Here is a 24,273-nt window from a genome sequence, read left to right on the forward strand (position 1 = left end):
ATGACCACCGTCCACGGTTACTTCCACCCCAAGACGGCGACGGGCGCCTCGTCGCTGATTCCCTCGCCGCCCTGGCACTACTCGGGCGACCTGCTCACCGTCGAGTACCGCACGGATCCCGCCCGCGTGCGTGAACTGCTGCCGGAACCACTGGAGTTGGCCGAGGAGGACCCCGGCGCGGTGGCGCTGATCTGGGCCGACTGGCAGTCCTGCTCGGGGTCCCAGGAGGAACTGCTGGATCCGGTGCGCTCCCAGTACAAGGAGGCCTTCGCCGTCGTGCGCTGCTCGTTCCGCGGGCGGACCTACTCGCGCTGTGTGTACATCTGGGTCGACAAGGACTTCGCGATCGCGCGCGGGCTGCACCAGGGCTATCCGAAGAAGCTCGGGTCGATCCATCAGACACGGCCGCATCCGTACGGGCCCGCTCCGCGAATCGCGGCGGGGGCGCGTTTCGGGGCGACGTTGGCTGCGGCGGACCGGCGGCTGGCCGAGGCCGTGGTGACGCTGCGGGAGCCGTCGGAGACGAACGGGTTCGTCAACGGGCATCCCATGGCCCATCACCGGTGGCTGCCGTCCATCGAGAAGGGCAAGGGGCTCGCGCTGGACGAGCTGATCGAGACGGGGGCGGCGTCCTTCGAGGCCGGGCAGGCGTGGGTCGGCGAGGCCGAGTTGTCGCTCTTCGACGCGCCTACGGAGGAGTTGGCGCGGCTGGAGGTGCGTGAGCCGATCGCCGCGTATTACCGCCAGGTCGGGGTGGTGTGGGACGGGGGGCGGTTGCTGGAGGCCGGTACGTCGTCCGCGTCAGCCGGGTGAGGTCGGTGGTCGGCCGCGGGTTCGTCGTGGCCGGTCGCGCCCACGCGGCGGAGCCGCATATCGATACAGCCCCGCGCCCCCAGGTGGATCAGCCTCCCCTCGTACAAAAGGAATTCTTCTGATGCTTGACAAGATCACCGTCGCCGGAGTTTCCGTCGACACCCGGCACTGGATCGGCGGCGAACGTGTCGCCTCCAGCGACACCTTCACCGACGTCTCGCCGATCGACGGCAGCGTGCTCGGAGAGATCTCCCGGGGTACCCCGGCCGAGGTTGCCGCCGCCGTCTCCGCCGCCAAGGCCGCCTTCCCCGCCTGGGCCGCCACCCCCCGCGCCGAACGCGCCCGCATCCTGCACGCCGTCGCCGACGGGGTCGAGAAGCGGCTCGAAGAGCTCGCCGTCGTCGAGACCACCGACAACGGCGCCCTGCTCCGCTCCCACCGCCGTGGTGTGATGCCCCGCGTCGCCCACAACTTCCGCTTCTTCGCCGACTGGTTGCTGCGACTGGACCACGAGGACTTCGCGACGCGCGGCCACACCAACCACGTCAGTTGGGACCCGGCGGGCCCGTGCGTGCTGATCACCCCGTGGAACGCCCCGCTGATGCTGGCCACCTGGAAGGTCGCGCCCGCGCTCGCCGCCGGCAACACCGTGGTCCTCAAGCCCGCCGAGTGGTCGCCGCTCACCGCGTCGCTCCTCGCCGACATCGCGGCGGCGGCCGGGCTGCCGGCCGGTGTCCTCAACGTCGTGCAGGGCTACGGCTCGGAGATCGGCGACGCTCTCACCTCCCACCCGGGCGTACGCCGGATCAGCTTCACCGGTTCCGTGCCGACAGCGCGGCGGATCGCTGCGTCGGCGGCCGCCAACCTCACCCCGCTGAGCCTCGAACTCGGCGGCAAGTCACCCCTGTTGGTCTTCGCCGACGCGGATCTCGATCTGGCCGTCGATCTCGCCGTCGAGCAGTACGACAACGCCGGGCAGGTCTGCCTCGCCGCGACCCGTCTCCTGGTCGAGGAGACGGTCGCCGAGGAGTTCACCCGCCGGTTCGTCGAGAAGGCCGCCCGGCTCACGCAGGGCGACCCGCGCGACGAGGCCACCGACATCGGCCCCACCATCCACCCCCGCCAACTGGAGAAGATCGACGGCTTCGTGCGGCGGGCGACGGCGGCCGGAGCCCGCGCGGTCATCGGCGGCCACCCCAGGGACGGCCGGTACTACGCGCCGACACTCCTCACCGATGTCGCCCAGGACAGCGAGATCGTCCAGGAGGAGGTCTTCGGGCCGGTGCTCACCCTCCAGACCTTCGCCACCGAGGAGGAGGCCGTCCGGCTCGCCAACGACACCCGCTTCGGCCTGGCCGCCACCGTCGCCACCGGCGACCGCGACCGCGCCGACCGCGTCACCGCCCGGCTCGTCGCCGGCACCGTCTGGGTCAACTGCTTCTTCGTACGCGACCTCCAGGCACCCTTCGGCGGCTCCCGCCTCTCCGGCGTCGGCCGCGAGGGCGGCACCTGGAGCTTCGACTTCTACTGCGACCTCAAGAACACCGTCACCGCCCCGAAGGGATGGCAGGACCATGGGTGAAATCGTCGGGGCGGGCCTGCTCGCCCACGTCCCCACCATCGTGCTGCCCGAGGCGGACCGTCTGGAGCTCAACGAGGGCAAGGAGATCACCCTCGTCACCGGCCTCCGGCAGCTCCGCAGGGAGGTCTTCGAACGCGACGACTACGACACCGTCGTCGTCCTCGACTCCCATTGGGCCACCACAGTCGAGTTCGTCGTCACCGCGCAAGCCCGCCGCGCCGGTCTGTTCACCTCCGAGGAGCTGCCGCGCGGCATGTGCCGCATGCCGTACGACTTTCCCGGCGACCCGGAACTCGCCCACAACATCGCCTCGTTCGCCGACCGGCACGGCACCTGGATCACCCCGATCGAGGACGACTACCTGCCGATCTACTACGCCACCGTCAACCTCTGGAAGTTCCTCGGCGAGGGGCTGCCCGACAAGCGGTGGGTCACCATCGGGGTCTGCCAGACCGGCGACATGGAGGACCACCTGCGCCTCGGCCGCGCGCTGGCCGACGGCATCGCCGCCACCCCCGGCCGCCGTGTGCTGGTGATCGCCTCCGGCGCGCTCTCGCACACCTTCTGGCCCCTGCGCGAAATCCGCGACCACGAGGCCAGCGACCCGGTCCACATCCGCACGCCCGAGGCCCGCGAGGCCGACTACGAGCGCATCGCCTGGTTCAAGGAGGGGCGCCACGACAAGGTGCTCGCCACCATGGACGAGTTCTGGAAATACAGGCCCGAGGCGAAGTTCTTCCACTACCTGATGATGGCCGGCGCTCTGGGCGAGCAGGCGTGCACCGCAAAGGCCCGGCAGTACGGGGAGTACGAGAACTCCGTCGGCACCGGCCAGGTCCACCTATGGTTCGACCGCCCCGCGGACGGGTGGACCGGCACCGGTCTCCCGACGTCCCCGACGCCCCGCACCCCGCACAGCCGCGACTAGACGCCCCCGAAAGAGGTCCGCCATGCCCGAGTACCGCCGCATCCTCCTGGACGGCGCCGTCGTCCAGGTCACCGTCGAGGGCGCAGAGCTCGTCGCCGGGGACGGCCGCCGCGTGAAGATCGAGGAGGCGCACCATCTGCCCCCGGTCGTCCCCTCCAAGGTCATCGCCGTCCACCTCAACCACCGCAGCCGCGTCGACGAGTTCCGCATCGACCTCCCCGACACACCCACCTACTTCCACAAGCCGACCTCCGCCCTCAATTCCCACCAGGGCGCCGTCGTCCGCCCCGAAGGCTGCAGGTGGCTCAACTACGAGGGCGAGGTCGCCATCGTCATCGGCAAGACCGCCCGCAACATCTCCCCGGCCGAGGCGGGCGAGTACATCGCGGGCTACACCGTCGCCAACGACTACGGCCTGCACGACTTCCGGGACACCGACGCCGGCTCCATGCTCCGCGTCAAGGGCTCCGACACGCTCTGTCCGCTCGGGCCCGGCCTGGTCACGGACTGGGACTTCCACGGCAAGCGGCTGCGGACCTACGTCAACGGCGAGGTCGTGCAGGACGGCTCGACCGACGAGATGAAGTGGGACATGCACTACCTCGTCGCCGACATCGCCCGCACCATCACCCTGTACCCCGGCGACGTCCTGCTGTCCGGGACGCCGGCCAACTCCCGGCCCGTGCAGCCCGGGGACGTCGTCGAGGTCGAGGTCGAAGGGCTCGGCAGGCTCACCAACCACGTCGTCACCGGCCCCACCCCGGTCCGTACCGACGTCGGCGCCCAGCCCACCGAGTCCGAGGAGGTGCTGTCCACGGCGCTCGGCGGCGACTGGGAATTCCGTGGCATCCGCGCGCCCCGGCGATGAGCGGCTGCGGCGTGGCGCCGTGCCGGCGCGCGTCGAGGAGGCGGGCCGGTACGGCGCCGCGGCGCCGTCCTCGGTGCGCGGACGGGCAGGTAGGGTCGCAGCCATGACCGAGTCCGCGCCGCTGCCCGAAGGGCGAGAGCCACGTCGGCGCATGAGCTACGGGGAGGGGCGGGAAGCCCTGCTCAACGCCGCAGTGCGGGTCGTGGCCCGCGGCGGACTGCGCAAGCTCACCTACCGGGCCGTCGCGCAGGAGGCGGGGGCCACCCACGGGCTGGTGGTCCACCACTTCGGCTCACGGGACGCGCTGATCGAGGAGGCGCTCGCGCACGCGATCCGCACCTCGCTGAACACCAGCGCACTCGAACCCGGCACCGGCGAGGTCGCCGACTTCTCGGTCGGACTGTCGGAGATGGTCACGGCCGATCCGGACATACAGGCATTCCAGTACGAGCTCCTGCTCGAGTCACGACGCCGACCCGAACTGCTGCCGCAGATCCGGGCGTTGTACGACGGCTACTTCGACGCCACGGAGCGCGAGCTGTCCCGGATCCTCCCCCGCGACGCCGGTCACCCCCTGACCCGACTGGTCTTCGCCGCCCTGGACGGGCTCGTGCTGCACCAGCTCGTCTTCGGCGAGCCCGAGGTCACGGACGCGGCCGTCGAGGAGCTTCGCCACCTGCTCCGGTTGCTCCAGACCCCCGAGTCCACCGGACGGGAATCCGGCCCGCAGACCGACGGCTGACCAACAGAACTGGTCCTGACGCAGCCCCGGACGTCTGTGGTCCAGGGCTTCTCTCGCGCCGTGCGGTCGTCAAGGGAATCCTCACCCACCCCCTTGCCAAACGGATAGTTCCCGCCCACCATGAGGCAACTCGTTTGGCCCTAAACGACCCTTCCCCTCCCTGGCAGGTGATCCGAGTGGACAGTCAGACAGCGGTCGACAGCCAGACCGCGGCCGGCGCCTCCACCGCAGGCAAGCTCAAGCCCAACTCCCTCGGCGTTCTGGGCATCCTCTTCTTCGTCCTCTCCGCCCAGGCGCCGCTCACCGGCATCGCGGGCTCCGTCCCCATATCGGTCGCCATCGGCAACGGCCCCGGCACCCCTGCCGCCTACACGGCGGCCGGCGTGATCACCCTGCTGTTCTCGGTCGGCTTCGTGGCCATGGGCCGCCACGTGGTGAACGCCGGCGCCTTCTACACGTACATCGGCAAAGGCCTCGGCCGTCCCCTCGGCACGGGAAGCGCCGGGATCGCGCTGTTCGCCTACTGCGCGATCCAGGCCGCCATGTACGGCTTGTACGGAGCGACCGTGAGCGGCCTGCTGGCGGATTACACGGGGGCGAACGTGCCCTGGTGGGTGTGCGCGGTGGTCACGATGGCGGTCGTCCAGATCCTGGGGGCTTCGGGGATCGAGATGGGCGCCAGGCTGCTGGCGGTCCTGGTCCTGGCCGAGTTCAGCATTCTGGCCCTCTTCGCACTGGTCACCTTCTTCAAGGGCGGTGGATCCGAAGGGCTCGGATTCACGCAGTCGTTCTCGCCGGGAGCAGCCCTGGACGGGGCACCGGGTGTGGCGCTGATGTTCGCCGTGGCCTCGATGGTCGGCTTCGAGGCCACCGCGATCTACGGCGAGGAGGCGCGCGAGCCACGCAGGACGGTGCCGCGGGCCACCTACCTGGCCGTCGCACTCGTCACCGGCTTCTTCGCCTTCACCTCCTGGATGCTGATCTCCGCTCACGGCGCCTCGAAGGCGACCGCGGCCGCCGGGCAGGCACTGGGCAGCGGCGACTCGACGGCCTTCGTCTTCGCGCCGATCGCGGATCAGTTCGGTGGTTGGGTATACGACGTCCTGCCCTTCCTGCTGGCCACCTCCCTGTTCGCCGGCATCCTCGCCTTCCACAACTCCGCCAACCGCTATCTGTTCTCCCTCAGCCGCGACGGGCTGCTGCCCCGCCGACTGACGTCGATCAACCGCCATCACTCCCCCGGTGTGGCGGGCTGGGTGCAGACGGCCATCGCCCTTCTCCTCGTCGTCCCGTTCGCGCTGGCCGGCAAGGACCCGGTCCTGACCCTGTTCTCATGGGGCAGCGGAGTGGCCGTCCTGGGGATCATGCTGCTGTACTTCCTGACCTCGGTCTCCGTGCTCGCCTTCTTCCGCCGGGAACGCCTGGACACCCGGCCCTGGAACACCCTGATCGCCCCCGCCCTGGGCGCCCTCGGCATCGTCGGCGCGATCTGGCTCGTCGTCGAGAACTTCACGACGCTCATCGGCGGGGAACGGAGCACGGCCGTCTGGCTGGAACTGACCGTCCCGGCGGTCCTGCTCGCGGGAGTGGTCGCGGCCCGGCTCACCCGCGGCAGGGCGACCGCCGACGGCTGACGACCGGACCGGTGACGGCTGACGGGCATCGTCCGTCGCGGCCGGGCGGGGGCCGGCGGGGGCGACGCCGGCCCGCGAGCCCTCAGTCGGCTACGTATGCCACCCCGTCGAGGAAGCCGTCGACGAGGTGGCGGGCGTTGGCGCGAGCAGCCGGTTCCATGGCACGGCTGCGGGCGAGCAACTCGTCGGGGTCCAGGCCCTGTCGCACGCACTGCTCCGCGCCACCCAGCGCGAGCCAGCCGCTCAGCATCCGCGTGGTGATCTCCGGATGGAACTGCACCCCCATACTCCGTCCGGCCCGGAACGCCTGCACACACACCTCGTTGCGGGCGACGACCTCGGCCTCGGGCGGCGGGACGCAGCGGTCGTAGTGCCACTGGAGCCAGGGCCCGCGGCCCACCAGGGAGGGGTCGTGCGTATCGACCTCCGTCCAGCCGATCTCGGGGCGTGGGGACGCCTCGACGGACCCACCGAGGGCGGTGGTGAGCGCCTGAGCGCCGAAGCAGACGCCGAGCACCGGGACGGCGAGGTGGTGAGCCTTGCGCAACAGGGCCAGCTCGCCGTCGATCCAGCCGCCCACCGCCGTCTCGTCGTAGACCGACCAGGGAGCGCCGAGCGACACGATCAGATCCCAGTCCCCGGCATCGGGGAAGTCGAAGGCCACGTCCGGTGCGTGGTGGCGCCCCTCGGGCACGACGGTCACGGCGGTGAGGTCGTATCCGCGCTCCGCGAGCCGGGCCCCGACCAGACCCGGCTCCGTCACGTGGTCGTGCTGAATGACGAGTGCGCGCACGGCGGCCACTCCTTCCCGGTCCCCTGGACCTGCCCTACGGCTCGCGTGGCCCCTTGTGGCGGCCTCACCACCGATCATATCGTTTGACTTCAAATGTCTTTCTGGAGGCCACACATGCTGGACATCGCCCATGACGAGTGGCTGCGCCGGGCCAAGGCCCTGGAAGTCTCCGGCGCCCATCACATCGACGGCGACGACGAACCCGGCGCAGGAGCGACCTTTCCGGCCGTCTCGCCCCGGGACGGCCACGTACTGGCCCGGATCGCCGACGGGGACGCCGACGAGGTGGACGCGGCGGTGGCGGCCGCCCGCCGGGCCTTCGACACCGGGCCGTGGCCACGCCTGGCGCCCGCCGAGCGGGGCCGGATCCTGGCACGGGTCGCCGAGCTGCTGGAGGAGCGGCGGGAGGAACTCGCCCTGGCCGTCAGCCTGGAGATGGGCAAGCCCATCACGGACGCGTACGAGATCGAACTGCGGGCGACCATCAACACGTTCCGCTGGTACGGGCAACTGGCCGACAAACTCACCGACGAGTCCCCGCACACCGCCCCCGACGCCCTCGCGCTCGTCACCCGGGAACCCACCGGCGTGGTCGGCGCGGTCGTACCCTGGAACTTCCCTTTGACGCTGGCGGGCTGGAAGGTGGCCCCGGCCCTCGCGGCCGGGTGCACCGTCGTCCTGAAGCCGTCGGAGAACTCACCGCTGTCCGCGCTGCTGCTGGCGCGGATCGCGACCGAGGCCGGGCTGCCGCAGGGTGTGCTCAACGTGGTCAACGGCAAGGGGCCGGTGGCCGGACGGGCGATCGGGCTGCACCCCGACGTCGATGTGCTGGCCTTCACCGGCTCCACCGCCGTCGGCCGCCACTTCCTGCACTACGCCGCCGACTCCAACCTCAAGCGTGTCTGGCTGGAACTCGGAGGCAAGTCGCCCAACATCATTCTTCCCGACGCCCCCGACCTGGACCGGGCCGCCGCCACCGCCGCCTGGGGCATCTTCTTCAACCAGGGCGAGATGTGCACGGCTCCCTCCCGGCTGCTGGTGCACTCCTCGATCGCCGAACGCGTCACGGAGGCCGTCGTGACCAGGGCACGCGAACTGCGCGTGGGCGACCCTCTCGACCCCGCCACCGAGATGGGCGCGCTGGTCGGCGAGAGCCACCTCGGCCGCGTCCTGGACCACATCGGCACTGGACGGGAGGAAGGCGCCCGGCTGCGCACCGGCGGCGAGCGCATCCTCACCGGCACGGGAGGCACCTACCTGGAACCGACCGTCTTCGACGGCGTCGATCCCGGCATGCGACTGGCCCGCGAGGAGATCTTCGGCCCCGTCCTGTCCGTGCTCGCCTTCGACGACCTGGACGAGGCGGTACGGCTCGCGAACGCCACCGAGTACGGCCTCGCAGCCGGCCTGTGGACCTCCGACCTCTCCACCGCGCACAGGGTCTCCCGGGCGTTGAAGGCGGGCACGGTCTGGGTCAACTGCTATGAGGAAGGCGACCTGACCGTCCCCTTCGGCGGCATGAAGCAGTCCGGAAACGGCCGCGACAAGTCCGTCCACGCCCTTGAGAAGTACACCGAGCTCAAGACCACCTGGATCCAGCTGTGACCCGTACCGCGCCTCGTCCCCTGATCGCGATACCCGCCCGCTTCTCCGCCACGACCTCCGCCCTGCGATACGCCGCCGAGGTCAACGCCCGCGCCCTGATCGAGGCCGTGTGGCGGGCCGGCGGCGAACCGGCGAGCATCCATCCGGTGGACAGCGAGGTCGCCGCCCGGCTCGCCCGCTTCGACGGGGTCCTGCTTCCCGGCGGCGGAGACATCGCTCCCCACCGGTACGGCGCTGCCGACACCCACGACAGCGTCTACGACGTCGACGACCTTCAGGACGCCTTCGACCTCGAAGTCGCCCGCCACGCCCTGGAGTCGGGCCTGCCCCTGCTGGCGATCTGCCGTGGTCTGCAGGTCGTGAACGTCGCCCTCGGCGGCAACCTCGACCAGGACATGGGCGGACCCGAGCGCGAACACCGGCACGTCGTGCATCCGGTGGCGATCCGACGCGGCACGCTGCTGGAGCAGGCCACCGGCGCGGAGAAGACGGAGGCCTCCTGCTACCACCACCAGCGGGTCGACCGCCCCGGCACGGGACTGGAGGTCACCGCGCGCGCCGCCGACGGCACGGTAGAAGGCGTCGAACTCCCGGGCGGCCGCGGGTGGTTCACGGCCGTGCAGTGGCACCCCGAGGACACCGCCCATGAGGACCCCGCTCAGCAGGGGCTCTTCGACGCCCTCGTACGGGCCGCCCGCGACAGACGCTGACGGAGTGGCGTCGGACGGGGGCAACCGGCGCCCGGCGGCACCGCGGGCGGGTTTCAGGTCTTCGCGCGGCGTCCGCTGCGGCGGGGTGCGGGCGCGGCGCCGTCGAGCAGAGCGGCCCGGCGCTCCTCGCCCTCTTCCTCGACCTGCCGCACGACCCTGCGCAACCCGTCCGCGACGCCCCGGCACTCCTCGTCGCTGAGCCGGCCCGCGACGAATGCCTCCTCCTCGTTGAAGGCCGGGAACAGCCGCCGCATCAGCTCCTCGCCCTCTTCGGTCAGGCTGAGCAGCACCAGCCTGCCGTCGGACGGATGGCCTGCCCGCCGCAGCAGCCCCCGTCGCTCCAGCGTCCGCGAGACCCCGGTGAGCGTGCCCTTGGAGATCCCGGCCTCCTCCGCGACATGCCGGGTCTCCGACTCGCCCCACACCCAGACCACCCAGAGCACGACGAACGCCGTCCAGGTCAGGTCCGCCCCGCGCAGCACGGAGTTCTCCAGATGCTGCCGGACCGCCGAGGCGGCGCGGTAGATGTTGGAGACGACGGCCATCTGCTCCCGGCGCAGCGGGATGCCACCGAGCTTGGCCTCGGCCAGTTTCTCGGCTTCGGCGATGGATCGCTGGCCCGGCATGGGCACACTCCTTCGGCCACGGGGGCGTGGATCGCGGATGTTGTTCGGACTCAAATTGTACGAAAGGGCAGACCGGCCAGGCGTCCGCTGCCCGAGTCCGCCACCCGCGCCGTCAAGCAGTGAGCGCTGCCACGCGGCGCATCACCTCATGGCAGAACGCGCCGATCGCGTCAGGGTCGTCGATGAACTGGTTCGGCTTGACGCAGAACGTGGTGAAGCCCTGCTCCAGCTGCTCCGGGATACCCGCGAGCGCAGCGCCGAGGTCCGCCGTGGAGTGGTCGTCGGGGAAGGCGGCCTGGGTACCGCCGATCATCTCCAGCTCGGCGATGTCCCGTCCGGCCGCGGCCAGGGCGTCCTTGAGCACCTGCATGTCCTGCGCTGTCGGCCGGCCCAGCGGGTGAAAGCCGTGGCCGTGCCGCACGAGCCTACGCAGCACGGGGCCGTGCAGGCGCTGACCGCCGAACCACAGCCTCGGACCCTCGGGACGGAACGCCTTGGGCTCGAAGTAGACGTCGCGGAACGGGTAGTACTCGCCGTCGTGCGAGATCGGGGACGGGCCCCATGCCTTCGCCCAGACCTCCAGGTGCTCGTCGAGCAGTCGCCCCCGCCTCCCGAATGGCACTCCCAGGGCGTCGTACTCGTCCTTGCTCCAGCTGACCGTGGGCTGCACCAGCAACCGCCCCTCGCTGATCAGGTCCAGGGTGCCCAACTCCCGCGCCATGAGCAGCGGATGGCGCAGGGGTGCCAGTACCGCAGCGGCGGCCAGGCGCAGGCGCTCGGTGACGGAGGCGATCGCCGCGAGCAGCAGCAGCGAGTTGGGCCAGGGGGTGTACGGGTCCTGGTTGCCCGGAAGGGCGTAGTCGCGGGGGTTGCCCATGATGCCGTCGGCGGCCGCGTCCGGACCCAGCACGATGTGTTCGCTGACCATGACGGAGTCGAATCCGGCGTCCTCGGCCTCGCGGGCCCACCGCACGGCGGCGGGCAGGTCGGCCCGGCCGCCGGTGAGGGTCCAGTTCTCGCTGAGGACGAGCAGCATGCGGGGTGTGTGGGTCAAGAGGGGCATCCTTCGCTCACGGTGGGCATCCTTCGCTCGTGGCCGCACCGGCCACGTACTCAACGCTCGTGGACGACGCGTCCGTCGAACACCGTCAGATCCACCTGGGCGTCCGTGATCGCGTGCGGGTCCAGGTCCAGCAGCGGGCGGTCCAGCACGCACAGGTCCGCAACCTTGCCGACCTCGACGGTCCCCTTCCAGTCCTCGGCGAAGTCCTGACGGGCCGGATTGACCGTGTAGGCGCGCAGGGCCTCGGCGAGCGGCACGCACTGTTCGGGCCCGCTCGGCCGGCCGCTGGCCTTCGACTCACGCAGCATCATCGCGGCCACCCCCTGCCGCCAGTCGGGCTCGGTGATCGGCGCGTCGGAGCTGGCGCAGACCGTGACCCCGGCCTCGACAGCGGACCGTACGGGCCACTGGTAGGCGGAACGCTCGGTGCCGACCACCTCGTCCATCAGGTCGGAGATGGTCCACTTGATGGCCGGGTTCATGTTGACGCCGTAGCCGTGCGAGGCCAGCTTGGCGAGGCTGTCCGCGCCGACGAAGTCGCCATGGATGACGTAGTGCCGGGCATCCGGGCGCGGCACGGCCGCGTTCGCCGCGAGGAAGGCGTCGACCACCGTGTCGATGGCCAGGTCACCGGTGACGTGCACGCCGAGCTGGAAGCCCGCCTCGTGGGCGACACGGATCATCTCGAACAGTTCGTCGACCTGCAGCGCGGGGCTCTCGCCGTGCACGCACAGCGCGCCGTGGCCGCCGTCGGCGTACGGTTCGCGCATCCAGGCCGTCCGGTTGGGCGGCACCCCGTCGGCGAAGATCTTCACGCCGATGGCGTTCAGGAGGCGGGGGTCGGCGCTCGTCGGACGGCGCAGCTCGGCCAGGCCCTTGCGCACATCGTCGGCCGAGCCGCCCATCGGCGCGGGCAGGAGGAGGACGCTGACCCGGGCCTGGAGGTCGCCGCTCGCGGCGAGGTCGGCGTAGGCGGTCCAGTTGTCGGTACTCAGCCCGCCGAAGAAGGACGTGGCGCCTCCCGGGCCGAGACCGGGCTCGGTGTAGCTGGTGATGCCGCGGGAGTGGAGTTCGCGTACCACGCCCTGGATGGCCTGACGGCGTTGCGCGACGGTCGGCGAGGGCAGGTCCGCCTGGACGAGTTCCTGGGCCGCCTCCCGCAGGATGCCCGTGGGTTCCCCGCCGGGGTCGGTGTCGATGACGCCGCCGGCTGGTGGCGCGCTGGCCGGGCCGATGCCGCAGCGGCGCAGCGCGGCGCTGTTGACCCAGACGAGGTGGGAGGAGAAGTGGGTCAGACAGACCGGGTTGTCCGGCGCCACCGCGTCCAGGTCGAGGCGGTGCGGGAAGCGCCGGGGGTCGGCCAGGCACTCCGCCAGATAGCCGGCGTCCCAGCCCAGCCCGACGATCCACTCGCCGGGCCGGGCCGCGCTGACCGCCCGCTCCACGGTGGCGGCGATGTCGGCGATCGAGCCGACCGTCGGATGGCCGACGTCCAGAGCGAACGGCGGCTTGGTCATGCCGTACGCCGCCCCGTGCAGATGGGAGTCGTTGATGCCCGGCAGGACGCTCCGGCCGGCGAGTTCGACGACCCGGGTGCCCGGTCCGGCCAGGGCGCGCATCTCGCGGTCGCTGCCGACCGCGACGATGTCCCGGCCGTGCACGGCCACGCCCTCAGCCACGGTGAAGTCACCGTCGACGGTCAGGACCTGTCCGCCGGTCAGGATGAGGGAGGGTGCGCTGTCGTTCATGTGGGTCCTCTCTGAGTGGGGGGTCATCGCGTCAGCCGCGGGCCGAAGTAGGCGAGTGCCGCGCCCGCCACCAGGGCGGTGCCCTGGGCCATCTGCTGCCAGAACGTCGGCACGCTCAGCAGGGTCAGCCCGTTCTGGAGACAGCCCAGGAAGAGCACGCCGAGCAGCACCCCGAGGATCGAACCGGAGCCGCCGGTGAGTGCGACCCCGCCCAGGAGTACGGCGGTGAGCACGGTCAGTTCGAATCCGGCCCCCGAGGTTCCGGCGACCACGCTGTCCAGCACCGACGCCTTGATCGCCCCGGCCAGCGCCGCCGCGACGCCCGTGACGACGAACAGCGCGAACGGTGTCCGGCGGATGTGGATGCCGGAGAGGTAGGCGGCCTCCCGGTTGACGCCGATGGCGAAGACGTGCCGCCCGGACGGGGTCAGCGCCAGGAACAGCGCGCCCGCCACGAGAACGAGCGCGGCGATGACGACCGGTGCGTCGATCCCGGCGATCCGCGATCCGCCGAGCCAGGCGAATCCGGACCCGAAGCTGCTCAGCGGCAGCGGGAAGAGCTGTTGAGCCACTCCGCGCACCGCCGTCAGCATGCCCAGGGTCACGATGAAGGCGGACAGCCCGAGGTAGCAGCACAGGATGCCGTTCACGGCGCCCACCGTCGCGCCCACGGCCAGCGCGCCCAGTACGGCGACGGCGGGCGACTGGTGTTGCTGCCCGGCGAGCCAGCCGGCCACCAGTCCGCCCAACGCCAGGGTGGAGCCGACCGAGAGGTCGAGGTATCCGCTGATGACGAGCAGGGCGAGCGGTACGGCCACGATGGCCAGGGTGGCCGCGTCGGTGGCGATCCCGCGCAGGTTGCCGGGGTCGAGGAAACTGCCTGTGGCCAACTGGAAGACCAGCACCATGAGGGCGAGGACGACGAACAGCGGGTGCCGTCGCAGGGTGCTCAGTCCGCCTCGGGCCAAGGCGCGGGGGCTCGGTGTCGGGCGGCGGGCGGGGGCGGTGGTCGCGGTGGTCATGCCGCTCCTTCCGAGTACATGGTGGTGGTCCCGTAGGCCTCGTGGACGGCCGACAGCAGGGCGGCTTCGGTGAGTTGGGCGCCGCTCAGTTCGCCGGTGATCCTGCCCTGGGAGACGATCAGGCAGCGGTGGGCGAGCGCGACGACCTCCTCCGGGTCACTGGAGGCGAACAGCACGGCCGTTCCCCGCTGGGAGGCGAGTGAGGAGACGACCTCGTAGATCTCCTGCCGGGCGCCCACGTCGACACCCTGGGTGGGCTCGTCGAGGAGCAGGACGTCGACACGGCGAGCCTCGTTGATCCACCGGCCCAGGACGAGTTTTTGCTGGTTGCCGCCGGAGAAGGCGGCCGCCGACAGCCGCGGCCGGGCGGGCCGCAGCCCGACCGCCCGGGACAGCGTGTCGAAGACCCGCCGCTCGGCGAACAGCGCCCGCACCCCCCGCCGGGCGAGCGGACGGATCGTCGGCAGCAGCGCGTTGTCCTGAGCGCTCAGTAGGGGGAACAGGCCTTGTCGGCGCCGGTCCGCCGGGACGAGAGCGATCCCCGCGGCCAGCGCGTCGGAGGGCCGGGCCGCCGTGACGGCCCGCTCCCCCACCCGCACCGTTCCGCCCGAGGCACGGCGCCTGCCGAAGAGGGTCTCCAGGATGCGTGTGCGACCCGAGCCGATCAGTCCGTACAGTCCGACGATCTCCCCCTCGGCGACCTCGATCTCCACCGGACCGAACCCGGGGCCGCGGAACCCGTGCACCGTGAGACGAGGGGCCCGCGGGACGGCGTCCGCGGAGGCGGAGGCGGCGGTCTGCTCGGTCGCGGAGGCGCCCGCCGGCAGGCCGTGCGGCAGGGGTTCCGGTCGGCCGACGATGGCCTCGACCAACTCCCGTCGCGTGTGCCCCGCGACTCTCGAGTGGTGGGCGACCCGGCCGTCGCGCAGCACCGTCACCGCGTCCGCCAGCCGCTCCACCTCGGCCAGCAGATGGGTGACGTACACGATGGCCAGTCCCTGGGTGCGCAGGTCCTCGACGCGTTCGGCCAGGGCGTCACTCTCGGCCCCGGACAGAGCGGCGGTGGGTTCGTCCAGGACCAGGACCGAGGCGCTACGGCTGAGAGCCTTGGCGATTTCCACCAACTGCCGCTGCCCCATGGGAAGTTCACCCACCCGGTCACGCGGCGAGCAGCTCGCCGCGACCCGCTCCAGCAGGCCGGCCGCCAGTTCCTCCTGGGCGCGGCGGTGCACGGTTGCGTACCGGGTCCACTCCTGGCCGAGGAAGATGTTCTCGGCCACCGTCAGGGAGTCGACGACGCTGAGCGTCTGGAAGATGATCGCCACGCCCGCGGCGATCGACTCGCGCGGACTGAGGCGGGTGTGGGACCTACCGCCCACCTCGATCGTGCCCGCGTCCGGCGGAAAGGCGCCGCCGAGGCACTTGATCAGGGTGGACTTGCCGGCGCCGTTGTGGCCGAGGAGCGCGTGCACCTGCCCCGCCGGGACGGTGAGATCCACGCCGTCCAGGGCCCTGACGCCGCCGAAGGACTTGGCCAGCCCGCGTATACGGAGATTCGGATCCGTCATGACGGGCGCCTAGACGTTCTGCGCGAGCAGGTCGTCGATCCTCGCGGTGTCGCCGTGTCCGACGAGCGTGATCGGCACCTGGGCGCTGGGCTTCGCCTTCCCCGCGGCGACCGCGAGGGGCACCTCGACGACGGCGTTCGCGATGTCCTGCGGGGCCAGGGCGGCCGAGGCACGGTAGAAGGTGCCCTGCTTGATGGCGAGGAGGGAGGGGGCGGCTCCGTCCTGCCCGCCGACGAAGGTCTTCGCGTCGGTCGCCTTCCGGCCCGTCTGCTGCAGCGCCTTGAAACCGCCGTACGCGGCGGCGTCCGTGACGCCGAGGATGAGGTTGAGGTCGGGGTGCTTGGCGAGGACGGCACGGGACTTGGACAGTCCGGTGTCCGGGTCGATGGCCTGCTCCTGGGCGACCACGTCGACGCCGGGCGCGTGCTTGGTGAAGGCGTCGATCATGCCCTTGGTGCGCTCGCGGCCGAGCTGGATCGTGCTGTCGGTGAGGAAGGCGACCTTGCCCTTTCCGCCGAGCTCCTCGTTGGCCCACTTCGCGGCGGCCTCGCCGAGCAGCGTGCCGCCCTTGAGGAAGCTGAACTGGATGTCCGCGCTCTGGTGCTCCAGCGAGCCGCCGTACGTCACCCAGATCAGCCCCGCGTCCAACGCCCTCTTGGCGATCGCCTCGGTGGCCTCGAAGACCATCGGGAACGACACGATGGCCGGGACCTTCTGCGTGACCCAGGTGGTGAGGTTGGTGGCCTGGGTGTCGGCGCTGCTCGCGTCGCTCGTGGTCAGCAGGGAGACGTCGCGCTGCTTTGCGGCGGCCGTGGAGAGCTTCACGAGCGTCGCGTAGAGCGGGAGCTGGGTGAAGGGATAGTCCAGGCCGATCTTCGTGAGGGTTCGCGACGTGTCCGGCTCGCCCGCAGCCTCAGCCGTGCTCACGCCGTCGCCCGGTGCGGAGCAGCCCGCCGCGGCCAGCGCGGTGGTGGTGGCGGCGCCTGCGGAGAGAGCCAGGAACTGCCGGCGTGAGACCGAGGACGAGTAGGGCGATCTGGTCATGGCGGGGCTCTCCCTAGGGATGCGGCCCGATACGGCTGCGTCGGGCATCCGGCTGTGCCGAACAGGAAAGACCCGGGCGTCCCGCACCACCATCCGTAGAAATACCGACTGTCCGAGAGTCCCGGCCGCGACCCGGCGGGAGCCGATCACCAAGCGGCGAGTGCCTTGTCCGGCCCGCCCGAATCCCATATCGTTAGGGGCCAAACGACATCCGTGGTCGTGGGTTTCCGGAGGCCCGTATGGTCAGCCACCACCAGCTCGCGGCAGCGACCCGTATCGGCATGCTCACCCGCGAACGCGACACCGCTTCCGCCTGCACCCAGGCGCTCCACGAACTCGGCCGCGCCCTGCCCCTCGACGCGGCCACCCTGCTCACCATCGATCCGATCACCGGAGCCCACCTGCAGGTCGCGGGCATCGGCTACACCGCGATGACGTCCGAGTCGCTGGCCGCCGAGTTCGTCTCGACCCCCTGGTACGCCAACGTCGTACGGCAGACGCTTCCGCCGTCCATCACCGAGGACGCCGAGGACGCGGCGTCCGTCGGGCAGCGCTTCCGCAACGGCTGGTTCTACGCCGAGCGCGTCCGGCCGGCCGGGTTCCGTGACGCGTTGACCGGCGCCCTGCGCCACCACGGCCGTCTGGTCGGCCTGATCACCCTGTCCATCGAGGGATCGGGCACGTACGACACGGAGGCGCGCTGCCTGCTCGCCTCGGTCCTGCCTGCGCTGGGCGCCCTGGCCGACCCGACGGCCCACATCGGTGACCCGCACGACCTTCCGGCGGACGCGGGAGCGAACCTCGTCACGGCCGAGGGCGTCATCGACCTCCCGGGCCGAAACCCTGCCGAAGTCGTGGGCGACGACGCATTCGGACATCTGGTGGAGGCGTTCGCCGGCTCGGGTGGCCTGCGGTTGCGGGTCCTGTGGCCGGTCGGCCAGAGCTGGAACCGTGTGGTGCTGCGCCGGTGCACGGCTGGATCGCCCATCGCACGAAGGGCGGTCCTGGTGTCCGAGGAGCCCACGCGACTGCCGTACGGCCTGAGTCCCCGCGAGCTGGAAGTGCTCACCCGGGCCGCCAGGGGCCAGACCAACCAGGCCATCGCCCAGGCGCTGTTCCTGTCCCCGCGGACGGTGCACAGCCATATCGAGCACGTGCTCCGCAAGACCGGCTGCGCCTCACGCGCAGAGGCCACGGCCCTCGCCGTACGCGACGGTGTGCTGAGGCCCAGCCCCGAAGACATCGAACACTTCGTCGAACGCATGCCCGTCACTCGAGAAGGCGGAGGGCAGGCACCAGCCGTCGGCACGCATCTCGCCGTCGACACCGGCGCACCGGCAAGGTGATCGACGACGACGGACTCGATCGCCTCAAGGACTTCGACGCCATCTGCTTCGGCGCCGTCGGCCGCCCACCGTCCCCGACCACATCAGCCTGTGGGGCCCGCGCCTGAAGATCTGCCAGAACTTCGGCCAGTGGGCCAACCTCCGCTCACAAGGCGCCCGTGGTGCACCGCTGACTGCTGGAACACCCGCGCTTCCACCTGCACTTCACCCCGACCTGTGCATCGTGGGTCAACCAGGTCGAGCGGTGGTTCGCCGAACTGGAACGGCGCCAGGTTGTCGCAGATCACGTGGACCGCCAGGCCGGGATCGGTCTGGCGGTCGACCTCGTCGAGGAAGTCGCGGAAGTCCACCGCCCGGTGGGGCAGCCCGGGAAGAACCCCTAGATGTGATCCATGAGGCGATCATCCTGTTCTCCCGCAACGCCAGGGTTCTGGCGAACAACATGTACGACGAGCTTTCCTTCGTCGCGTACACGATGCTGTCCGTGGCCCATCCGTCGCGGCCGCGGACCAAGTTGCTGGAACTCACCGACACCGGCCGCGCCTGCCTCGCCCGCGTGCGGCAGCACCAACGCAAGGGGCTGCAGGAGCGGCTCGGCCGGTGGCCGGACGAAGACGTCGAGACGTTCAGCCGCCTGCTGTGGCGGTTCGTCACGGAACTCGACCGACGTGCGGGACCTGCCCGGGACACCGCTCGCGGTGCCGGCGAAGACGAGCACTCAGCAGTGACCACAGAGATGACGGACGGAGACCCGTATGCGACTCGGCACGCACATCCACCGGTTCGTCCCGGTCAGAGGTCCGGCAGGGACTGCACCGGCGCCGGAGCGGCGGTGAGTACGGTGCTGTACGCCGAACACCTTCGACCCGGGGCCGGGTTCGCCCTGGGCAGCGCCAAGATCTCCAAGGAGGAGATCCTCGATTTCGGCCGCCGTTTCGACCCGCTGCCTCTGCACACGGACGAGGACGCGGCGGCCGCGAGCCGCGTCGGCGGCCTCATCGCCAGCGGCTTCCGTGCCACGGCGGTCCTGCAACGCCTCATGGTGGGTCAGCAGGCCAATGTCGTCGGCACCGTGGCCAGCCAGTCCTGGAGGGGAAAGGGAACCCTCAGCCGAACCCTCGGCCGACCCCGCCTCCCACCCTCACCAGCCCCAACTCATAAGCCACAATCACGGCCTGTGCCCGATCCCGCAGCTCCAGCTTCGCGAACAGCCGGTTGATATGGGTCTTCACGGTGTGATCCGTGATCGTGAGCCGGCTCGCGATTTCCGCGTTGGACAGCCCTCGAGCGATCAAGGTGAGCACCTCCGCCTCTCGCGCCGTGAGCTCCCCCACCGAGTGAACCGGCAGCCGCGACGCGCGAGCATGCACGAACTCGCCGATCACCCGCTTGGTGATCTCGGGCGAGAGCAGCGCGTTCCCGGCCGCCACCACCCGCACCGCGTGCAGCAGTTCGGGAAAGGTGGCGTCCTTGAGCAGAAAGCCGCCCGCCCCGGCGGCGAGCGCGTCGTACACGTACTCGTCGAGGCCGAAGGTCGTCAGCATCAGGACCTTCGTCGTGCCCCCGGACCCGGCCAGGATCTCGCGGGCCGCCTCGATGCCGTTCTTGTGGGGCATCCGGATGTCGAGGAGCGCGAGGTCGGGCCGGGTCTCGGCGGCGACGCGTACCGCCTGCACACCGTCCTCGGCCTCGCCCACGACCTCGATGTCCTCCTGAGTGTTGAGGAGGTTCACAAAACCGGTGCGGACGACCGCCTGATCGTCGGCGACCAGTGCCCTGATCACGCCCGCCTCCTTCGCCACGCCGATCACCGGGTCCCCCAGGGGAGCTCCGCCTCCACCAGGAAACCTCCGTCCGGGCCCGCGCCCGCGCTGAGCCGACCGCCGACCAGGGCCGCCCGCTCCCGCATCCCGGTCAGGCCGTGGCCCGCGCCGGAGCCCGGACCAAAACCCGGGCCCGGGCCGTCGTCGTGGATGCGCAGCATGAGCAGCCGGTCGGCGCCGTAGTCGATCTCCACAACGGTACGGGCACCGGGCGCGTGCTTGCGCGCGTTGGTCAGCGCCTCCTGGGTGATGCGGTAGGCGGACAGCTCCCACGCGGCGGGCAGCGACACCCGCTCCCCGGTGATCCTCAGCTCCGCCTCACCGCCCACCGCCCGGTGCTGCTCGACCAGTTCGGCGAGATGGTCGAGGGTCGGCTGCGGGGCGGTGAGGGCCGTGTCCCCCTGGCCCTGGGGGGTGCGCAGGACACCGAGCAGGCGGCGCAGTTCGGCCATCGAGGAGCGAGCGGTGCCGGCGATCTGCTGGAAGCCGTCGCGGGCCTCGGGGGTGAGTCCGGGGGTGGTGTACGTGGCGCTCTCGGCCTGGACGGCGATCATCGACACCGAGTGCGAGACGATGTCGTGCAGCTCACGGGCGATGGCCGCCCGCTCGGCCTCGGCGGCCTGCTGCCGCTCCATGGCGATCAACTGGGCCTGGGCCAGGTTCCGTTCCTGGCGGGTCTCCTCACGGGAACGTACCGCGTCCCCCATCATCACGGCCCCGAAGATGACCACGGTCAGCAGGAACGACTCAGCGAACAGACTGAGCGAGCCCTTCTCCCAGAGCGCGGGCACCGGCAGGTTCATCCGCGACCAGGTGTTGATGTGCACCAGGTTCACGCACAGAGCCCCCAGCGCGGCACCCGCGACGGTCAGCGCGGGGTGCAGTACCCGCTTGCGGCCCAGGGTGTAGCAGCCGATCAGCCCGCTCGCCATGATCGAGACGTACAGGTTGACGTCCCCGGCGAACCCGAGCAGCCCCGCGGCGACCGTGAGCACCGCGACGGGCGGGAACGACCGCCGCCACATCAGCGAGGCGGAGGAGACGAGGACCCCGATCGTGGTGGTCACGGATCCGGGAAAGGCGATCAGCTCCGCCACGGCACCGACGGTCAGGAAACCGCCGGTGGCCCAAGGGTAGGCGGGCGCCGCGATCCACGCGCGGAACCGCTGCTGAAGAGACGTACGCATGGATCCATGGTCCGTGCCGGCGCGGGTACGCGCGTCACCGCACGGGTTGAGCCTGCGGCCGGATGTCATGCCACGGGTTGACTCCCAGGTCCGGAGCCTCGGTTGACGTTCTACGACCTGCGAATTCCTACCGTCGATGGACATGGCTAAGAGTCCTGAACGGTACGCGCAACGCATCCAGTACATACGTCCCGAGCAGTACCAACGGTACGAGCGGTACGCGTGGGCCGGCTGCGCGGTCGCCGCGCTGGGGCTCGCCCTGGTCTCGGATCTGGGGCCGCACCGGGTGTGGGGCGTGGTGGCGGGGGCGGGCTACACGGTCGCGGCGCTCCTGGCCTGCGGTGCGCGCTCCCGCCCCGCTGCCCGGGTGGTCGCGGTGGTGGGGGCCGTCGTGGTGCCGCTCGTCTCGCTGGTGACGGCCGGGCTCGGACAGTTGGAGGTCACGGTCGTCGAGCGGTCGGGGCAGTTGCTGCTCGCGAACGGCAGCCCGTACGTCTCCGACCCCGTGGCCGTCGCCGACTTCAACCCCTACCTGCCCGGGATGGCGCTCTTCGGTGTGCTGCCCGGGGACGCGCGCTGGTGGCTGGGCGGTGCCTTCGTGGCGGCCCTCGCCGCGGCCGGCCTGCACCGAGCCTGGCTGCTCGCCTGCCCTCTCGTCGCGCTGCCCCTCGCGGTGGGCGGGATCGACCTTCCGGTCGTCGGCCTGATGTGCCTCGGCGTCGTACTCGCCGGGCAGGGGCGGCCGGGCCGCGCGGGGCTGGTGCTCGGCGCCGCCGCCGCGCTCAAGTGGACGGCGTGGCCCGCGCTGCCCGTGGCACTGGCGCTGATCGCCGTACGGCGGGGCGGTCGGCCCGCGCTGCGGTACGCGGCCGTGGCCCTGTCCACCACGACGGCGGCGGTGCTGCCCTTCGCCCTCGCCGACCCCTCCGGCCTCTACCGGAACGTCATCGCCTTCCCGCTGGGCCTCACCGACACCACCTCGCCGGCGGCGAGCCCGCTGCCCGGATATCTGCTCGCGACGTACGTCCCCGGCGGCAGGGTGATCGCGCTCGTGCTCCTCGCGGTGAGCGCGCTGCTCATGGCGGTGTCGTTGGGGGTGCGGCCGCCGGGGACGGCACAGGCGGCGGCCGCCCGGCTCGCGCTCGGTCTGGGCCTGGCCATGGCCCTGATACCCGCGACCCGTTTCGGCTACCTGGTCTGTCCGCTGGTGCTCGGGGCGCTGGCGTACCGCATGTCGCAGCGCGGCAGCACAACTGTCACCGCCCTTGTCGCCCCTGCCAGGGAGAAGGCCTTCGTATGACGAACAACTCCCGCCCTCGCACGCTGATCGTCACCAATGACTTCCCTCCCAGGCAGGGCGGCATCGAGACGTTCGTCCGTGAACTGGCCGACCGCTTCCCACCCGACGAAGTGGTCGTCTTCACCTCGACGCCGGACCCGGCCACGGCGGAGTCGGCACCCGACGAGTCCCTTCCCTACCCGGTGATCCGCCACCGGGTACGCACCCTCCTGCCGACCCCCAGGGCCACCGCACACGCCGCAGCCGTGGCCCGCCGGTACGGCTGCGAGCGGGTGTGGTTCGGCGCGGCGGCGCCGCTCGGCCTGATGGCGGGCCGACTGCGGCAGACGACGGGCATCCGTACGGCAGTCGCCACCACGCACGGCCACGAGGTGTGGTGGGCCCGCACCCCCGGGGCCAGGGCCCTGCTGCGCCGCATAGGTACGGAGGTCGACGCCCTTACCTGGCTGGGTGCGAGCACTCGTCGGCCGATCGAGGCGGCCCTCACTCCCGGGACCCGCACCGCACGTCTGGTCCCCGGCGTGGACACCACGGCCTTCCGTCCCTTCCTGGACGGCCGCCCGGTGCGGGCCCGCTACGGCCTGGGCCGGCGCCCGGTGATCCTGTGCGCGGCCCGGCTGGTCCCGCGCAAGGGCCAGGACACCCTGATCAGGGCGCTGCCCTGGATCCGCAGGGCGATCCCGGACGCCGTGCTCCTCCTGGTCGGCGACGGCCCTTACGCCTCCGAACTGCGCCAACTCGCCCTGAAAGAAGGCGTATTGGAATCGGTCGTCTTCGCCGGCGGCCACCCCCACCACACCCTGCCCACCTTCTACGCCGCCGCCGACGTCTTCGCCATGCCCTGCCGCACCCGACGACGCGGCCTGGAGGTGGAGGGCTTGGGCATCGTCTATCTGGAGGCCGCCGCGTCCGGACTCCCCGTCCTGGCCGGCGACTCGGGCGGCGCCCCGGACGCGGTACGCGACGGCGAGACCGGCCATGTCGTCGACGGCCGCTCTGTGGCGGCGACTGCGGACCGCCTGACCAGGCTCCTCCGCAACCCCGAACTCGCCCGCGAGATGGGCGAGAAGGGCCACCACTGGGTCCGAACGGAGTGGTCCTGGGACCACTCCTACGCAACCCTGACGGAGCTGCTCCATTCAGCGGGAGCAGCAGGGTGAGGGTGCGTGAGCCGTACTCAAGCGATCTGGTCCCCGACGAACGTTGGGCGTCGATCGAGCCTGTGATCACAGCGTGGAAGGACGAACGGGTGGGCCGGTCGGCTCCCTGGCGCCCCCGGGGACCCGGCGGTTCGGCGATCCGGCGATCCGGCGATCCGGATCCTGTGATCTCCGGGAAATCGTGAACGCGATCTTCTACCAGAACCGGACCGGCTGTCAGTGCCTACATGGCGAGCAGCACCTGGCAGGTGCCGTTGGGCGCGAAGCCGCCGTCGGCCCACAGACGGGTGACGAAGGCGGTGTCCCCGACGTAGGAGAACCCCGAAGGTGAGGACGCCTACGCCGATGAAAATCATCGCGACGACGGCGACCACCTTGATCGCGGCGAACCAGAACTCCGGCTCTCCGAAGAGCTTGACGGAGACGAGGTTGGCGACGAAGGGGACGCCGAGGGCGGACGCGGCGGTGGCCCACACCGGCACCGACGGCCACCAGTAGGCGATGTAATGGTCGGCGGCGGTCACATCGGCCATGCAGGCCGAGGTCCCCACGACCCCATGATGAAGCTGAGCGGTGAGGCCGAGCCGCGCTGATCCGGGGGTCGATTGGGTCGCCGTCTAAGTCGGCGAGGCTGACGGTGCCGAGGTGGCCGTTGAGCATGAGGGAGCGGCCGCCGATGCCGCGGGCGATCGCGACGAGCGAGGGCGGCCG

The 24,273-nt window shown here is 71.2% G+C and carries 23 protein-coding genes; 12 read left to right on the top strand and 11 right to left on the bottom strand.

What is annotated here, in order from left to right; translation table 11 throughout:
• From ADK36_RS00160 to ADK36_RS00185, 6 genes are all read left to right on the top strand, one after another.
• Positions 1-813 carry an acetoacetate decarboxylase family protein gene (locus tag ADK36_RS00160; RefSeq protein ID WP_053195858.1) on the top strand — a complete coding sequence of 271 codons (813 nt, stop codon included), beginning with the start codon at positions 1-3 and terminating at the stop codon, positions 811-813.
• Between the two features lie 121 nt (positions 814-934).
• Positions 935-2,395, top strand: coding sequence for an aldehyde dehydrogenase (locus tag ADK36_RS00165; protein WP_048579839.1), 1,461 nt, complete (start codon positions 935-937; stop codon positions 2,393-2,395).
• Complete coding sequence (locus tag ADK36_RS00170) at positions 2,388-3,323, top strand: 3,4-dihydroxyphenylacetate 2,3-dioxygenase (protein ID WP_053195859.1); 936 nt, start codon at positions 2,388-2,390, stop codon at positions 3,321-3,323. The genes ADK36_RS00165 and ADK36_RS00170 overlap by 8 nt, the downstream gene beginning before the upstream one ends.
• Before the next feature lie 22 nt (positions 3,324-3,345).
• Positions 3,346-4,191: a fumarylacetoacetate hydrolase family protein gene (locus tag ADK36_RS00175; protein ID WP_053195861.1), complete on the top strand. Its 846-nt coding sequence runs from the start codon at positions 3,346-3,348 to the stop codon at positions 4,189-4,191.
• Positions 4,192-4,294: 103 nt separating this feature from the next.
• Positions 4,295-4,933, top strand: a complete 639-nt coding sequence (locus tag ADK36_RS00180) for a TetR/AcrR family transcriptional regulator (protein WP_048579898.1) — start codon at positions 4,295-4,297, stop codon at positions 4,931-4,933.
• A gap of 176 nt (positions 4,934-5,109) precedes the next feature.
• Positions 5,110-6,567, top strand: a complete 1,458-nt coding sequence (locus tag ADK36_RS00185) for an APC family permease (protein ID WP_048579836.1) — start codon at positions 5,110-5,112, stop codon at positions 6,565-6,567.
• Positions 6,568-6,649: 82 nt separating this feature from the next.
• Here the strand turns inward: ADK36_RS00185 and ADK36_RS00190 are convergent, their stop codons facing one another.
• Positions 6,650-7,360 carry a type 1 glutamine amidotransferase gene (locus ADK36_RS00190; protein WP_048579835.1) on the bottom strand — a complete coding sequence of 237 codons (711 nt, stop codon included), beginning with the start codon at positions 7,358-7,360 and terminating at the stop codon, positions 6,650-6,652.
• 114 nt (positions 7,361-7,474) lie between these two features.
• Between ADK36_RS00190 and ADK36_RS00195 the strand changes: the two genes are divergently transcribed.
• The gene (locus ADK36_RS00195; RefSeq protein WP_048579834.1) at positions 7,475-8,965 is read left to right on the top strand and encodes an aldehyde dehydrogenase; all 1,491 of its coding nucleotides are present in this window, start codon (positions 7,475-7,477) and stop codon (positions 8,963-8,965) included.
• The gene (locus ADK36_RS00200) at positions 8,962-9,675 is read left to right on the top strand and encodes a gamma-glutamyl-gamma-aminobutyrate hydrolase family protein (protein ID WP_048579833.1); all 714 of its coding nucleotides are present in this window, start codon (positions 8,962-8,964) and stop codon (positions 9,673-9,675) included. The genes ADK36_RS00195 and ADK36_RS00200 overlap by 4 nt, the downstream gene beginning before the upstream one ends.
• 53 nt (positions 9,676-9,728) lie before the next feature.
• Here ADK36_RS00200 and ADK36_RS00205 read toward each other — a convergent pair whose 3' ends face one another.
• The 6 genes from ADK36_RS00205 to ADK36_RS00230 all read right to left on the bottom strand — a co-directional run bounded on the left by ADK36_RS00205 (position 9,729) and on the right by ADK36_RS00230 (position 16,746).
• Complete coding sequence (locus ADK36_RS00205; protein ID WP_048579832.1) at positions 9,729-10,301, bottom strand: MarR family winged helix-turn-helix transcriptional regulator; 573 nt, start codon at positions 10,299-10,301, stop codon at positions 9,729-9,731.
• Positions 10,302-10,413: 112 nt separating this feature from the next.
• Positions 10,414-11,355, bottom strand: coding sequence for a TIGR03619 family F420-dependent LLM class oxidoreductase (locus ADK36_RS00210; RefSeq protein WP_234329606.1), 942 nt, complete (start codon positions 11,353-11,355; stop codon positions 10,414-10,416).
• A 59-nt stretch (positions 11,356-11,414) separates the two neighbouring features.
• Complete coding sequence (locus ADK36_RS00215) at positions 11,415-13,112, bottom strand: amidohydrolase (RefSeq protein WP_048579830.1); 1,698 nt, start codon at positions 13,110-13,112, stop codon at positions 11,415-11,417.
• Positions 13,113-13,135: 23 nt separating this feature from the next.
• Positions 13,136-14,134 (bottom strand): ABC transporter permease, encoded by a 999-nt coding sequence (locus ADK36_RS00220; RefSeq protein ID WP_048579829.1) that lies wholly within the window; start codon positions 14,132-14,134, stop codon positions 13,136-13,138.
• The gene (locus ADK36_RS00225) at positions 14,131-15,702 is read right to left on the bottom strand and encodes a sugar ABC transporter ATP-binding protein (protein ID WP_053195863.1); all 1,572 of its coding nucleotides are present in this window, start codon (positions 15,700-15,702) and stop codon (positions 14,131-14,133) included. Before ADK36_RS00225 ends, ADK36_RS00220 begins: the two co-directional genes overlap by 4 nt.
• A 9-nt stretch (positions 15,703-15,711) precedes the next feature.
• Positions 15,712-16,746, bottom strand: a complete 1,035-nt coding sequence (locus ADK36_RS00230; protein WP_053195866.1) for a sugar ABC transporter substrate-binding protein — start codon at positions 16,744-16,746, stop codon at positions 15,712-15,714.
• 239 nt (positions 16,747-16,985) lie between these two features.
• On the opposite strand from ADK36_RS00230, the gene ADK36_RS00235 reads away from it, so the two are divergent.
• Positions 16,986-18,092 (top strand): helix-turn-helix transcriptional regulator, encoded by a 1,107-nt coding sequence (locus ADK36_RS00235; RefSeq protein WP_078916049.1) that lies wholly within the window; start codon positions 16,986-16,988, stop codon positions 18,090-18,092.
• Positions 18,093-18,471: 379 nt separating this feature from the next.
• Here the strand turns inward: ADK36_RS00235 and ADK36_RS49820 are convergent, their stop codons facing one another.
• Entirely contained in the window at positions 18,472-18,810 is a 339-nt protein-coding gene (locus tag ADK36_RS49820; protein WP_234329607.1) for a hypothetical protein, read from the bottom strand.
• Between the two features lie 18 nt (positions 18,811-18,828).
• Between ADK36_RS49820 and ADK36_RS51365 the strand changes: the two genes are divergently transcribed.
• Positions 18,829-19,311, top strand: coding sequence for a MaoC/PaaZ C-terminal domain-containing protein (locus tag ADK36_RS51365; protein ID WP_107086811.1), 483 nt, complete (start codon positions 18,829-18,831; stop codon positions 19,309-19,311).
• Here ADK36_RS51365 and ADK36_RS00245 read toward each other — a convergent pair.
• Both ADK36_RS00245 and ADK36_RS00250 read right to left on the bottom strand, forming a co-directional pair.
• Positions 19,199-19,876: a response regulator gene (locus ADK36_RS00245; protein WP_048579896.1), complete on the bottom strand. Its 678-nt coding sequence runs from the start codon at positions 19,874-19,876 to the stop codon at positions 19,199-19,201. The genes ADK36_RS51365 and ADK36_RS00245 overlap by 113 nt on opposite strands.
• A 23-nt stretch (positions 19,877-19,899) precedes the next feature.
• The gene (locus ADK36_RS00250) at positions 19,900-21,102 is read right to left on the bottom strand and encodes a sensor histidine kinase (RefSeq protein WP_048579895.1); all 1,203 of its coding nucleotides are present in this window, start codon (positions 21,100-21,102) and stop codon (positions 19,900-19,902) included.
• Between the two features lie 142 nt (positions 21,103-21,244).
• On the opposite strand from ADK36_RS00250, the gene ADK36_RS00255 reads away from it, so the two are divergent.
• Both ADK36_RS00255 and ADK36_RS00260 read left to right on the top strand, forming a co-directional pair.
• A complete protein-coding gene (locus ADK36_RS00255; protein ID WP_199830065.1) occupies positions 21,245-22,402 on the top strand; it encodes a glycosyltransferase 87 family protein in 1,158 nt (385 codons plus the stop codon).
• Positions 22,399-23,562 (top strand): glycosyltransferase family 4 protein, encoded by a 1,164-nt coding sequence (locus ADK36_RS00260; protein ID WP_048579826.1) that lies wholly within the window; start codon positions 22,399-22,401, stop codon positions 23,560-23,562. Before ADK36_RS00255 ends, ADK36_RS00260 begins: the two co-directional genes overlap by 4 nt.
• A gap of 17 nt (positions 23,563-23,579) precedes the next feature.
• On the opposite strand, the gene ADK36_RS51370 is transcribed toward ADK36_RS00260, so the two are convergent.
• Complete coding sequence (locus ADK36_RS51370; protein ID WP_425315279.1) at positions 23,580-24,095, bottom strand: hypothetical protein; 516 nt, start codon at positions 24,093-24,095, stop codon at positions 23,580-23,582.
• Between the last annotated feature and the right edge of the window lie 178 nt (positions 24,096-24,273).

The organism is Streptomyces viridochromogenes, from assembly GCF_001270495.1.
Lineage (GTDB): Bacteria > Actinomycetota > Actinomycetes > Streptomycetales > Streptomycetaceae > Streptomyces > Streptomyces viridochromogenes_A.